The sequence below is a fragment of the Acidovorax sp. 56 genome, assembly GCF_002749705.1.
Taxonomy (GTDB): Bacteria; Pseudomonadota; Gammaproteobacteria; order Burkholderiales; family Burkholderiaceae_C; genus Acidovorax.
The window spans coordinates 4,491,818-4,505,690 of the sequence record NZ_PEEV01000001.1 but is presented as its reverse complement, the minus strand read 5'-3'; the positions used below and the strand labels follow the sequence as shown (position 1 = coordinate 4,505,690).

The 13,873-nt window shown below is 65.9% G+C and carries 10 protein-coding genes; 5 read left to right on the top strand and 5 right to left on the bottom strand.

From position 1 onward, the window contains the following. Nucleotides 1-71 precede the first annotated feature (71 nt). Both CLU88_RS20005 and CLU88_RS20000 read left to right on the top strand, forming a co-directional pair. Nucleotides 72-2,279, top strand: a complete 2,208-nt coding sequence (locus CLU88_RS20005) for a TonB-dependent receptor (RefSeq protein ID WP_099658100.1) — start codon at nt 72-74, stop codon at nt 2,277-2,279. Nucleotides 2,280-2,294: 15 nt separating this feature from the next. Then, the gene (locus CLU88_RS20000; RefSeq protein ID WP_099658099.1) at nt 2,295-3,935 is read left to right on the top strand and encodes a PepSY domain-containing protein; all 1,641 of its coding nucleotides are present in this window, start codon (nt 2,295-2,297) and stop codon (nt 3,933-3,935) included. On the opposite strand, the gene CLU88_RS19995 is transcribed toward CLU88_RS20000, so the two are convergent. After that, on the bottom strand, nt 3,864-5,534 hold the full coding sequence (locus tag CLU88_RS19995) for an iron ABC transporter permease (protein ID WP_099658098.1): 1,671 nt from the start codon (nt 5,532-5,534) through the stop codon (nt 3,864-3,866). The genes CLU88_RS20000 and CLU88_RS19995 overlap by 72 nt on opposite strands. A 99-nt stretch (nt 5,535-5,633) precedes the next feature. On the opposite strand from CLU88_RS19995, the gene CLU88_RS19990 reads away from it, so the two are divergent. From CLU88_RS19990 to CLU88_RS19980, 3 genes are all read left to right on the top strand, one after another. Further along, nucleotides 5,634-6,698, top strand: coding sequence for an ABC transporter ATP-binding protein (locus tag CLU88_RS19990; RefSeq protein WP_099658097.1), 1,065 nt, complete (start codon nt 5,634-5,636; stop codon nt 6,696-6,698). Between the two features lie 122 nt (nt 6,699-6,820). Beyond that, entirely contained in the window at nt 6,821-7,231 is a 411-nt protein-coding gene (locus tag CLU88_RS22895; protein WP_143226054.1) for a hypothetical protein, read from the top strand. A gap of 196 nt (nt 7,232-7,427) precedes the next feature. Continuing rightward, on the top strand, nt 7,428-9,074 hold the full coding sequence (locus CLU88_RS19980) for a methyl-accepting chemotaxis protein (protein ID WP_099658095.1): 1,647 nt from the start codon (nt 7,428-7,430) through the stop codon (nt 9,072-9,074). Between the two features lie 124 nt (nt 9,075-9,198). On the opposite strand, the gene CLU88_RS19975 is transcribed toward CLU88_RS19980, so the two are convergent. The 4 genes from CLU88_RS19975 to CLU88_RS19960 form a co-directional block, all read right to left on the bottom strand. Further along, nucleotides 9,199-10,362, bottom strand: a complete 1,164-nt coding sequence (locus CLU88_RS19975; protein ID WP_099659030.1) for a Yip1 family protein — start codon at nt 10,360-10,362, stop codon at nt 9,199-9,201. A gap of 263 nt (nt 10,363-10,625) precedes the next feature. Continuing rightward, entirely contained in the window at nt 10,626-11,366 is a 741-nt protein-coding gene (locus tag CLU88_RS19970; RefSeq protein WP_099658094.1) for a 1-acyl-sn-glycerol-3-phosphate acyltransferase, read from the bottom strand. A 45-nt stretch (nt 11,367-11,411) separates the two neighbouring features. Continuing rightward, complete coding sequence (locus CLU88_RS19965) at nt 11,412-12,713, bottom strand: dihydroorotase (protein WP_099658093.1); 1,302 nt, start codon at nt 12,711-12,713, stop codon at nt 11,412-11,414. A 197-nt stretch (nt 12,714-12,910) separates the two neighbouring features. Beyond that, nucleotides 12,911-13,873, bottom strand: a complete 963-nt coding sequence (locus CLU88_RS19960; protein ID WP_099659029.1) for an aspartate carbamoyltransferase catalytic subunit — start codon at nt 13,871-13,873, stop codon at nt 12,911-12,913.

Sequence of the window (13,873 nt, the reverse complement as noted above, 5' to 3'; positions counted from 1 at the left end):
CCCTACAACAAACCCGGTAGCCATTCTGGGCGCCGCTGGTGGCTGCACTGCCGTTTTCAGAGTGCCTCTTCATGCCTTCCCTTACTTCGCGCCGCGCTGCGGCTTTCCCGTGCCTGCCCCTTTCACCTCTTTGCCTGGGGGTGCTCGCCACCTGCGCGTTGGCCGCAGTGCCAGCCCAAGCACAAACTCCTGATGCCCCCATGCTGAAGACGGTGGAGGTGGTGGAACCCGCCACCTCCTCCAACGGCAAGCTCAGCCTGGACATCCCCGTAGACACCGGCAGCCGCCTGGGCCTGACAGCGCGTGAAAACCCAGCATCTGTCACCGTAGTGGACCGATCCACCATCGATGCACGCGGCGCGCAGAACACGCAAGAGATCCTGCGGGCCATCCCTGGCGTGGTGGCGCACAACGCGCCCGGCTCTATGGCCGCGCACTACCGGGGCTTCACGGCCAACTCGGTGGCTCAGCTCTACAACGGCATCAACCCGCAGTACGGCAGCGCCACCCGTGCGGTCGATAGCTGGATCTACGACCGCGTGGAGGCCATCGGCGGCGCCTCCAGCTTCCTGTACGGCTCGGGCGGCGTGGGCGGCTCCATCAACTACATCACCAAGACGGCCGAGCGCAGCGACTTTGCCGAAGGACAGTTGCGCCTGGGCTCGTACGGACTCAAAGAGGTGTCCGTAGGGCTGAACCGCCGCATTGCTGGCGGCGAGCAAGGCGCGAGCCCCGCACACTATGTGCGCATCGACATCAACCACCGCGACGCAGGCAGCTGGACCCACGGCACCCAAACCCAGGCCACACAACTGGCGACCTCCCTTCTGTCCGACCTGGGCGGTGGCCTCACCCACACGCTGGCCTACGAGTACCAGAAGGACCATGTGGATCGCCCCTACTGGGGCACACCGGTGCTGAACCCCGCTGTGGACGCCCTGGCCATAGACCCTGGAACGCGTTTTCAGAACTACAACAGCGCTGACGGCATGTATGAGCATCGCGTGCAGTGGCTGCGCTCTGTCGCGCAGTGGCGCATGTCCGATGCACTGCAGCTCAAGAACACGTTCTATGTGTACGACGCGCTGCGCGACTACCGCAATGTCGAGATCTACACCTTCAACGCCGCCAACACCGCCGTCACCCGCACCTCGTCTTACCTGCAGCGGCACGACCAGACGCTGGTGGGTGACCGACTGGAAGGCACGTTCCAAAGCCAGCTGGCAGGCAAGAAAAGCGACTGGGCTTTTGGCATGGACGTGAGCGTGAACAAGCAGACGCGTTTTCCGTTCGGCCCCTCGGTCACCGTGAGCACAGTCAATCCGTACAACTTCACCACCGAGAACTTCTTCGACATTCCTGGCATGTCGCCCACCCTGACCCCTGACAAAGACAACAAGATCACCAACACCGCGCTGTATCTGGAAAACCGCACGCTGGTTGCGTCGGGGGTCAATTTGGTCACCGCACTGCGGCATGAACGCATTGCACTGGACCTGGTGAACCGTCGCGCCATCACAGCCACTGCGCCCGCCACTTTCAGCCGCAGCTACAGCCCCACCACGGGCCGTCTGGCGGCGGTGTGGGACATTGCTCCCGGTGCCAACCTGTATGCGCAAGCCTCCAACGCCGCCGATCCACCCTCGGGCTCGCTGGCTTCGGCTTCGTTTGCCGATGTGCGCAACAACAGCGAACTGACCACAGGCCGCCAGGTCGAGGTGGGCAGCAAGTTCGACTTCTGGGGTGGCAAGGGCAGCGCCACGGTGGCGGTGTTTGACATCCGCCGCAAGAACATCGCATCGCAAGACCCATCCAACCCGAACCTCACGGTGCTGGTGGGCGAGCAGTCGTCCAAAGGCATCGAACTGGCAGCAGGCATTCGCCCCACTCCGCAATGGCAACTGCAGGGCAACCTGTCGCTGATCCGCGCGCGGTATGAGAACTTTGTACAGGGCGGGGTATCGCGCGCGGGCAACGTGCCGCAGCTGGTGCCACAGCAAGTGGCCAATCTGTGGGCGTCGTATGCCATCACCCCCACAGTGACTGCCAGCGCGGGGCTGCGCCATGTAGGCAAGGTGTATGGCAACGCCGCCAACACCAAGTTCTGGCCCTCCTACACGCTGCTGGACCTGGGGCTGGCCTGGAAGATCAACAAGACCACCACGCTCACGGGCCGCGTGCGCAATGCCACCGACCGCCTCTACGCAGAAGAGACACGGGACCAGGTCTACCTGGGCGCGCCACGCACGCTGGACGTGGCACTGCACACCGCGTTTTAAGGACAAGGGGTCACCATGCGGCACGCCAAACGCTGGCTCTATCTGGCTCATCGCTGGCTGGGGGTGCTGTTGTGCAGCTTCTTCGCCATGTGGTTCATCTCTGGCTTGGTGATGATGTATGTGGGCTACCCCAAGCTCACGCACACCGAGCGTCTGGAGCACCTGCGCCCCCTGCGGGATGTCCCCATAGCGCTGGAGCCCGCGCAGGCCCTGCAAGCGGCTGGCGTGTCAGGCCCACTGCAAGAGCTGCGCCTGGCGGTGGCCAGCGGCGGGCGTGCCGTGTACCTTGCTACGCCTGCTGCGCCCGACGAGGGCATACTTGGCAAGCGCCTTCGCAACGCAGCCCCGTTGGTCATCGACGCCAACACCGGCGCTGCGCTGCGTGAGGTGACGGCCGAGTACGCCATGGCTTCGGCCCACGCTTTTTCTGCTGCCAGCGCAGAGGGGGTCGCGCCACGCTATTTGGGACGGGTTGACGAAGACGCGTTTACCCATTCTCGGGCGCTGGACATACACCGCCCCCTGCATGTGCTGACCTTGGCCGATCAGGCAGACACTTGGCTCTACGTTTCGGGCACCACGGGCGAAGTGGTGCGCGATGCACCGCGCACCGAGCGGCTGTGGAACTACGTGGGTGCTTGGATCCATTGGCTCTACCCCCTGCGCGGCAACGCCTTCAACGCCTACTGGGCCGACATCGTGAACTGGCTGTCCATCGCAGGCACGGTACTGGCGCTGTCGGGTACGGTGGTTGGCGTGCTGCGCTGGCGCTTTGCGGGGCCACGCTACAAAAGCGGCGCCCGCTCGCCCTACCCCGGGGCCATGCTGCGCTGGCACCATACGGTGGGTCTGCTGTTTGCGCTGGTCACCATCACCTGGATCTTCAGCGGCCTCATGTCCATGAACCCCTGGAAGATGTTTGACAGCGGCGCCCCCGCCTTGCGCACTGCGGCGATGCACGGTGGAGCGCTGCAGATCAGCACTGCGGCAAACACGCCGCTGGCTTCGGTGCAGGCCCTGCTGGCCAGCGCCACCCCGAATACCCGTGAACTGCGCTGGGTGCGCACCGCAGACCACACCCTGGTGCAGGCCTGGGGCCCCACCAGTGCAGCCACTGTGCTGGATGCCGCCACCGCACAGCGCTACACCCTGGAGCCCGAAGCCCTGGCCGCCGCCGCAACGCGCCTGCTGGATGCACCGATACAACGCATCGAAACCCTGACCGACTACGACCTGCATTACTACGACCGCGCCACCCACACCATGACCGGCGGCACCGACAAGCCCCTGCCGGTGCTGCGCGTGGTGTTTGCCGATGCGCATGCCACCTGGGTGCACATGGACCCCCACACCGGCGCCGTGCTGGGCCGCACCGACAGCCACCGGCGCACCAGCCGCTGGCTGTTTGGCATGCTGCACAGTTGGGACTGGCTGCCCCTGCTGGAGCGCCGCCCCCTGTGGGATGCTGTGATGATCGTGCTGTGCCTGGGCGGCGCAGCCCTGAGCCTGACTGGCATGGTGGTGGGCTGGCGGCGGCTGAGGCACCAACTTAAAGCCAAGTCGCACCGGCTCCAGGCCGCCCATTTACCCCTTGCTGCGCAACGTACGGCTCAGCAAGATCACCGGCACCAGCCCCACGGCCACCAGCGCCAATGAGGGCAATGCGGCCTCACCCAGGCGCTCGTCGCGCGCCAGCTGGTAGGCCACCACGGCCAGGGTGTCGCTGTTGAAGGGGCGCAGCACCATGGTGGCAGGCAGCTCTTTCATCACGTCCACAAACACCAGCAGCGCGGCGGCAGCGGTAGAGCGGCGCAGCAAGGGCCAGTGCACCCGCGCCATGAGCCCCACACTCCCCATGCCCAGCATGCGGGCAGAGTCGTCCAGGCTGGCTGGTATGCGCGCATAGCCGCTTTGCACCGACTGCAGCGCCACCGCACAAAAGCGCACCAGGTACGCCCACACAATGCCCACCGCTGTGGCCGTGACCAGGGCACCAATGCCCCACTGCGGCGCCGCCGCCTGCAGCCAGCCCACGGGCAGCAGCAAACCCACCACAATCACGGCGCCCGGCACGGCATAACCCAGGCTGGCCAGCTGCACCACGCCACGCGTCACCCCATCCGGGCGGCGGCGCACGGCAAAGGCCAGCACCAGGGCCAGGGCCACGGCGATGGCGGACGTGATGCCCCCCAGGCGCACGCTGTGCCAGGCCCACTCCACAAACCGGTCCCACGGCAGCACCGACCAATCGGCCGCCAGCGGGCGCAGCATGAACACGATGGGTGCCACAAAACCCATGAGCACAGGCACCACGCACACCACCCAGGCCAGCACGCGCGCGCCGCCGCGTAGCACCAGCGGCTGCGCCTCGGACGAGCCCGCACGCCCCACTCCCCCGGCGGCAAAGCGCATGCGTTTTTGAGCCCGGTGCTCCAGGTGCAGCAGGGCCAGCACCACCACCAGCAGCATGGTAGCCAGCTGCGCTGCCGCCAGGCGGTTGTCCATCGACAGCCAGGCTTTGTAGATGCCGGTGGTGAAGGTTTGGATGCCGAAGTAGCTGGCCACGCCAAAGTCGGCCAGGGTTTCCATCAGCACCAGCGCCACCCCCGCCGCCACCGCCGGACGGGCCAGGGGCAGGGCCACAGCACGGATGCGGCGCGGCAGCGGCGCGCCCAGCAGGCGGGCGGCCTCCATGAGCTGTGCAGCACGCTCACCCAACGCCGTGCGCGCCAGCAAGTACACATAGGGGTACAACGCAAAGATGAACACCCACACCGCGCCGCCCAGGCTGCGCACCTCGGGCAGCAGGCGCCCCTCCAGCCCAAAGGCGTTGCGCAGGCCCACCTGCAGCGGGCCGCTGAACTGCAGAAAGTCGGTGTACGCATAGGCCGTGACATAGGCCGGCATGGCCAAGGGCAGCAGCAGCAGCCATTCAAACGTGCGGCGCCCCGGAAAATCAAACAGCGTCACCGCCGCTGCGGCGCCCGTGCCCACCACGGCCGCGCCCAAGGCGACCATCACACTCAGCCACAGCGTGGTGACCACATAGCCCGGCAACACGGTGGCGGCCATTTCGCGCAGGATGCTGCCCGCCTGGGCATCGCCTTGCCCCCAAGGCAACCAGGATGCCAAAACAGCCAGCACCGGCAAGGCGAGCACGCCAGCGAGCAGGATCAAAGCCAGGGAACTTAAAGCAAAGGGGCTGCGGCGCAAAGCAAACAATCTGTGGAAACGAGGTGAGAAGGCAGCGGCCATAGCCGCCCGCTTGCGCGGCAAAGCCCGTGTGAGCACCGCAATGGCAAGGATGCAAATGCGAATTTTAAGCATTCGCCCCCAGCCACCTAGAATGGCGGCATGTTTTTAGAGGTCTCCCAACTCGATGTGCGCTATGCGGGCCGCGCACAGGCGGCTGTCCAAGGCGTCTCGCTGGGCCTGCATGCGGGCGATATTGGCGTGCTGATTGGCCCCTCCGGCTGCGGAAAAACCACGCTGCTGCGCGCTGTGGCCGGGCTGGAACCCGTCTCGGGCGGCGAGATCCGGCTGACCAAGGAAGTGGTGGGCAGCGCCACGCGCAGCGTGCCGCCCGAACAGCGCCGCATTGGCATGGTGTTCCAGGACTACGCACTGTTCCCTCACCTCTCGGTGGGCCGCAATGTGGCCTTTGGCATCCACCAATTGCCGCGTGCCCAGCAAGCGGCGCGCGTGGCCGAGGTGCTGGAGCTGGTGGGCCTGGCAGGCAGCGAAAACCGCTATCCCCACGAGCTATCGGGCGGCCAGCAGCAGCGTGTGGCCCTGGCCCGGGCGCTGGCGCCCCGCCCCCAGCTCATGCTGCTGGACGAGCCTTTCTCCAACCTCGACGTAGACCTGCGCGAGCGCTTGGCACACGAGGTGCGCGGCATCCTCAAGGCGGCCGGGGCCACAGCGCTGTTCGTCACCCACGACCAGTTCGAAGCCTTTGCCATTGGCGACGTGATTGGCGTGATGCACGAAGGCCACCTGCACCAGTGGGACGACGCCTACACCCTGTACCACCGCCCGGCCACCCGCTTTGTGGCCGACTTCATCGGCCACGGCGTGTTTGCCCCGGCCACGCTGGTGCAGCGCGGCAGCAACGTAGTGGCCCAAACCCCCCTGGGTGATTTGACCGACCTGGCCGAATGCCCCTTGCCCAGCAGCTACCCCGGCGGCGAGTGCGACGTGCTGCTGCGCGCCGACGACATCGTGCACGACGACCAGGCCCCCGTGCAGGCGCAAATCGTGCGCAAGGCGTTCCGCGGCTCGGAGTTTTTGTACACCCTGCAACTGGGCAGCGGCCTGCAGGTGATGGCCCATGTGCCCAGCCACCACGACCACGCCGTGGGCGAGTGGATCGGCATCAAGGCGCAGGTGGACCATGTGGTGACGTTTGCGCGCGGGTAGGCAGCGCGCTGCGGATGTCAGCCCCCCGCATTTGCCCCGGACTGACCGTCGTGCGACGGCCCACCAGCTACGTATAGACTTCGGCCAAGCCCCTTGCAACGACCCAGGTCTTGGACACCCGAATGGCAGAACTTCTTTTGTGGCTTGCCGTGCATATGCTGCGTGCAGCAGGTGGCCCACTGTATGCATGGCTGTTTTGCGGGCCTGCAAAAAGAAAGTTACGCAAACAAGGCTCACAGCACCTCAAAGCCTTGTCAGTGCCTTCCAATCTGCCTGGCTACGCACTCATGGGGAGAGAGGTGCAAGTGCTGCGCACGCGGGAATCGTTCACGTTTGACGCGCACTTTGTCCTGCAATACCAGTGCATACGCGTGCTGAAAAACTTGCACGGTATCCACTTTTACTACCGCTTCCAAAGCGACGGATCGGCGCTGATCAAACCGATTCCTGAGGGCACCGCCAAAGTCCTTCTGAAGGGCAAGAAACCCCGACGTCCAGCGCCACTCGCCACTCCAAGTTTCACCCGGTCCTGATCCAACCGTTGCGCATTGGGGTGCCAACGGGTTTGACCCAGCCAAAAGCAAACAAATTGTCACAAATGGCAGGCCCAATACCTCTGGGCGATGTTGCCCGTTGAGCCCCCCTACCCGCACAGCACCGTGCCAGCACGCAAACGGCCGCCACCAGCGGCTGAGCGAGCGCGCCACAGCGGGGGCAAAAACACCTGCCATGACCGCTTCTGTAGATTCCAGCCCACGCACCACCAACATCCTGGGCCGCCGCCTGCTGGCCACTTTCATTGCTGTTCTGCTGCTCACGCTGGCGGGCTCGGCCATAGGCATCTGGTCGCTGCGCACGGTCGATGCGGCCACCCGCCACGCCATCGAAGACAACGTGGTGACCGAGCGCCTGGTGGCCGACGCCTACCGACTGCAGTCCATCAATGCCGAGCGCTACAAGGCCATGGCCTTGAGTTCCGAGCCTGAAGTGGGCGAGATTCTGGCGGCCGACATTGGCCGCACCCAGGCCCAGTACAGCGACCTGATTGCCCAACTGGCCAGCCGCCTGCAGGCCCCTGCTGAGCAGGCCTTGCTGACCGACACCCAGACCAAAGCGCAGGATTTTCAGGTCGCCGTGAAGGAGCTGGTGACCGCCCGCGACTTTGGCCTGACCGAGCGCATCCGCAAGGTGTTTGCCGAGCGCTTTGAGCCCAGCGCCGCTGCCCTGCTGGGCGCCTTGCAGCAACTGGCCCAATCGCAGCGCAACGCCATTGACGCCGCAGGCGCCCACATCGCCCAGCGCAGCCACAACGCCCAGTGGGCGCTGGCCCTGTTTTGCACGGCGGCGCTGTTGCTGGGCAGCGTGCTGACCTGGTGGCTGGTGCGCAGCATCTCGCGCCCCATCGGCGTGGCCAGCGCTACGGCGCAGCGGGTCTCCAGCCTGGACCTGCGCCAGGACATTGCGGGCCACGAACGGGACGAAGCAGGCCAGCTGCTGCTGGCGCTCAACACCATGCAAGAAGCCCTGCGCACGCTGGTGACGCAGGTGCGCCACTCGGCCCACAACGTGCGCCTGGCAGCCCACGAAATGGCGCAGGGCAATGCCGACCTGTCGGAGCGCACCGAGGGCACGGCATCGAGCCTGCAAGAGACAGCGGCCGCGCTGGAGCAGGTGACACAGCGCCTGCAGCAATCCACCGAAACCGCCCAGCGCGCAGAGCAGATGGCCAGCCAGGCATCGGCCGTGGCCCAGGAAGGCGGCGCTGCGATGGCCCAAATCATCGAGACCATGCAGGGCATCCAGCGGTCATCGCGCAAGGTGGAAGAGGTCACGGGGGTGATCGACGGTATTGCCTTCCAGACCAACATCCTGGCGCTGAACGCCGCCGTGGAAGCCGCCCGCGCTGGCGAGGCAGGCCGTGGCTTTGCCGTGGTGGCGGCCGAGGTGCGCCAGCTGGCCATGCGTGCGGGCGCTGCCGCCCGCGAGATCAAAGGGCTGATCGCCTCATCAGCCCACAGCGTGGAAGCCGGCACCACCCTGGTCAACGGCGCGGGCCACACCATGGGGCATATCGTGGAGTCGATCCGCAACGTGGCGGGCATGATCAGCGACATCAGCGCCGCCACCCATTCGCAAACCCGCGACATCCACGACATCAACACCGCCGTGGCGCGGCTGGACGAGATGACGCAGCAAAACTCGGCCCTGGTGGAAGAGTCTGCTGCCGCATCGGAAGGGCTGCGCCACCAGGCCAATGACCTGACGCACCTGATCAGCCAGTTTGTATTGCCTGCGGAGCGGGCCGAGCCGCTTCAGGTGCGCGATCCGTTGCGCAATCAGGTACGTAACGGGCTGCCCGCACTGCCAAGGCCTTGAACGCGGACGGCCCAGCGGGCACGTCCAGCACACGCCCCATGCGCAGGACCCACTGCAAACCCACGCTCCGTCCACGGATGCGTGGGCCAATCCGCATGTGAGTTCGCAGGACCCAGCACGCTGTTCAGGACTTTGCCTTGCGCTCCAGGGCCTCAATGCCGGACCAGCTCACCTGCGCCAGCAAGGCTTGCAGCGCCTGCACATCCATGTAGTCGGCACGCGCACTGAGCACAACGCCGTTCTTCAGAACCACATCGAACTCTGCGTGGCTGTTGTCCTTGTGATAGCGCTGACGCAAGGTGCGACCGCCCTCTTGCCAGGTCTTTTCCACACGCACTTCGTCTTCTTTTTCTGACTGGCCCATGCCTGCAGCCATCGCGGCCATCTGGCCCAGTGCGCCTGCATCGGTGATCTCCACCTTCACTTGCCGGTCACCCTGGGTGTAGGTGGCGCTGGCGTGGCTTGTGGGCAGGCCCAATGCCGCGCCGTCTTGCACTTCCAGTGCGGTGCGCGGCATGCCACCCAATTGCTGTGGCAAGGCCGCTTTCAGGCTCTGTGCGGGCAGCGCTTCACTGTTTTGCGCTTTCTCCATCTGGCGTGCCGCCTCCTGCATCTTCTGGCTGGCTGCCTCCAGGCCTGCGACATCCACCGAGACTTTGCCGGAAGGGGTGCTCACCGTCATGCCCCCGGCCCCGCCAAGCGCCACCGAGGGGCCGTGCGAGCGCGTGAAAAGGGAGCTGACCCCCATCATCAACAGCCCCATCACGATGGCGGCCACCACCACCACGGCCGTGTAGGCCAGTGATTTGTCCGGGGCACTTTTCATCAGCACCGGCAAGCCGGTGTAGAGCAGGTAAAACGAATACAAGGCCGCCAGCAGGCCGAGCATGGACAGCGCAGGCAGCAGGGTGAAAACACCGCCCACAAAGGCGGCGGTCATGGAGTAGGCCGCCAGCTTGAGGCCTTGGATCTGGCTCTTTTGCCCGCCGAAAGTCGGTGCCAGTGCATCAATGATCAGCCCAAGGACAAAGACACCCACCAGGCTCAGCGCATACGACAGCACCATGTTGACCAGGCCTGAGACCAGGGGCACGCGCACGGACACCCCAAACACGCTGAAACCAATCAACGACATCCCCACAAAGCCACACAGTGCGGGGATGAGCGCCAGTGGCATCACATAGCTCTTGAACAGGCTGAGCGTATCGGTGGGCTCCGCCTCGATGGTGCCCCAGGCTTGCTGGGGCTGGAGCAGAAGGTGCTTGGCGCGGTCAATGATGGATGGCATGTGCAGGCCCTGGGTTGGCTCGCGAGGAGGCACCACAGGGCCTCAGGCGAAAGAAGAAACACACCGCAAAGCGCCACAGACCCATGCCACGGACGCCTGGTCTTTGCGCGGGGCGCGCGGGACAAGGGCTGAACGGGTGCGATGGACCTGCGCCGCAAGCTGGCGACAGGAAGCGCGGACGATAGCGGACGTTGGCCGCAAAAGCGCACGGGTTGCCGCAGTGCGTTGGCAAAACCGTGTAAAAGTGCGCAGGAAGGGGTGCGTCAACCCTGCTGGCGCAGCCCGTCCACCACAGCCTGCAGGTGGAGCGCCCATGCGCGGCGGTCACGGCCCTGAGGGGTTTCGGGCTCGCCGTAAGTCACCACGGCCTCGATGGCGGGGGCGCTGAGCGTGCGCCAGATGGAGCCGAGCAGGGTTTCGTCGCCGATGTAGCTGGGCGCAAAACTCGTGGTGCCGCTGGCAAGGTCCACAAACCGGAGCCCCACAGGCTGCACCGGCGCATTGGCCACCACGGCAGCCTGCAGCAAATTGGCATGGAACGGCAGCATGGTGCGGCCGTCGCCCGTTGTGCCTTCAGGGAACACCGCCAGCACCTCGTGCCGCTCCAGGGCCTCTTGCATGGTGCGCACCATGCGCATGGCGTCGCGGCGCGAGCTGCGCTCAATGTACAGCGTGCCCGCCGCCGTGGCCAGGGTACCAATCAGTGGCCAGCCTTGCACGTCCGACTTGGAGATGAAACAGCAATGGCGCGCAGCGTGCATGACCGGAATATCCAGCCACGAGATGTGGTTGGCCACCAGCATGACGGGCCCACCGACCGGCGGCTGGCCCTGCACCCGCAGCGAGATGCCCACGCAGGCCAGCATCTGCTGCGACCAGGCCTGCACACGGATGTATTGCTGCTCGGGCGTCAGCCGGGGGAATTGCAGGGTGACCACCCACAGCCCCTTGAGTAAATGGCCCAGCAGGCGCAGCATGCGCCAGATGGCACGCAAGGCCTTCATGGTGCGGGCCTGCCTGCGGGTTGCCTACACCGCCGCACTCCCAACTCAGCCTGGCTCACGCTCAAAAGCCACTTGCCCGCCGACCACCGTGGCGCGCACGCTGCCGGGCAGCTCGTAGCCCGAGAAGGGCGTGTGCTTGCCCTGGCTGCGCAGGGCATCGGCCTGCACCGTCCATGCGGCCTGGGGGTCGAACACGCACATGTCGGCCACACCGCCTTCCACGAGCTGGCCCACGCTGGCTTGCAGGGTGCCCAGGGCCGTGCCCAGCACGCGGGCGGGCTCGGCGGTGATGGCGGCCAGCGCGCGCGGCAGCGGCACGCCCTGGTCTTGCGACCACTTGAGCGCCAGCGACAGCAGCAGCTCCAGCCCAGTGGCGCCGGGCTCGGCCTCGGCAAAAGGCAAGGTCTTGGCGTCTTCGTCCACGGGGTTGTGGTCGGACACCAGGGCGTCGATGGTGCCGTCGGCCAGCGCAGCGCTGAGCGCATCGCGGTCGCGCTGCTGGCGCAGCGGGGGCGACAGGCGGGCGCGGCTGTCAAAGAAGCCGATGTCCACGTCGGTGAGGTGCAGCGAGTTGATGCTCACATCGGCCGTGACCTTGAGGCCATCGGCCTTGGCGCGGCGCACCAGCTCCACACCGGCAGCGCTGCTGATGCGGCACAGGTGCACGCGGGCGCCGGTGGTCTTGAGCAGTTCAAAAATGGTGTGCAGCGCAATGGTCTCGGCCGCCACAGGCACGCCCGACAGGCCCAGGCGCGTGGCCAGTGGGCCACTGGCGGCCACGCCCTTGCCCAGGTGCATCTCTTGCGGGCGCAGCCAGACGGTGTAGCCAAAAGTGGCGGCGTACTGCAAGGCACGCTGCAGCACCTGGGTGCTGGCCAAGGGCACTTCGGCCTGGCCGAAGCCCACGCAACCGGACTCGGTCAGCTCGGCCATCTCGGTCAGCACCTCGCCTGCCAAGCTGCGCGTGAGGGCACCCAGTGGGAACAGGCGCGACTGGTGCAGCTTCTCGGCGCGGAATTTCAGCATCTCGACCAGGCCGGGCTCATCGAGCACGGGGTCGGTATCGGGCGGGCAGACCAGGCTGGTCACGCCCCCGGCCACGGCGGCGGCCATTTCGGATTCGAGCATGCCTTCGTGCTCATGGCCGGGCTCGCGCAGGCGCGCAGCCAAGTCCACCAAACCGGGCAGGACGATGCAGCCCGACGCGTCGATGGTGCGGGTGGGGGCGAAATCGGCCGGGGTGCGGTTCAGGCCCACGATGCGGCCCGCCGCCACGGCGACGTCGCCAATCTGGTCAAGGCCCGAGGCGGGGTCGATCACACGGCCGTTCTGGATCAGGATTTTCATGATTTCAAGCCAAATTGGCCGCTAGCGCCTGATGGATAAGCGCTAGCAGCTATTAAATACATAGCATTCACACCGCTCAACATTTTGCCCGGCTATTCGCACCACAGCCGACCGAATGCCAGTGCCACCGTGGAACCGGCTTCGCCGGGCCACTGGGGGCGTCCCCCTTGGGGGAAGACGCGAAGCGGCTCAGGGGGTTAGGCTTCATTCCCGGCAACGATGGACATGACCGCCATGCGCACAGCGATACCGAACGTCACCTGCGGCAGGATCACGCTCTGCTTGCCGTCCACCACGGCGGAGTCGATCTCGACCCCGCGGTTGATGGGGCCAGGGTGCATCACGATGGCGTCGGGCTTGGCCAGCTGCAGCTTCTCCTGCGTGAGGCCAAAGCTCTTGAAGTACTCCTGGCTGGAGGGCAGCAGCGCACCACTCATGCGCTCGTTTTGCAGACGCAGGGTGATGATCACATCCGCGTCCTTGATGCCTTCTTCGAGCGTGTGGCACACGCGCACGCCCATCTGCGCCATGTCGCTGGGCACCAGCGTGCGCGGGCCCACCACGCGCACTTCGGCACAGCCCAGGGTGGTGAGGCCGTGGATGTCGGAGCGCGCCACGCGCGAGTGCAGCACGTCGCCCACGATGGCCACCGTGAGGTTTGAAAAGTCCTTTTTGTAGTGGCGGATGGTGTACATGTCCAGCAGCCCCTGCGTGGGGTGGGCATGGCGGCCATCGCCCGCGTTGATCACATGCACATGGGGCGCCACATGCTGGGCAATCAGGTACGGGGCCCCCGACTCGCTGTGCCGCACCACGAACAGGTCAGCCGCCATGGCCGACAGGTTGGCGATGGTGTCGAGCAGCGACTCGCCCTTGCTGGCCGAGCTGCGCGCGATGTCGAGGTTGAGCACGTCGGCCGACAGGCGCTTGGCTGCGATCTCGAACGTGGTGCGCGTGCGGGTGCTGTTCTCAAAGAACAGGTTGAACACGCTTTTGCCACGCAAGAGGGGCACCTTCTTGACCTCACGGTCGTTCACGCTCACGAAGTTGGCGGCGGTGTCGAGGATGTGCGTGACGATGTCGCGCGGCAGGCCTTCGATGGAGAGCAGATGGATCAGCTCGCCGTTCTTGTTGAGTTGGGGGTTGCGCTTGTGCAGCAC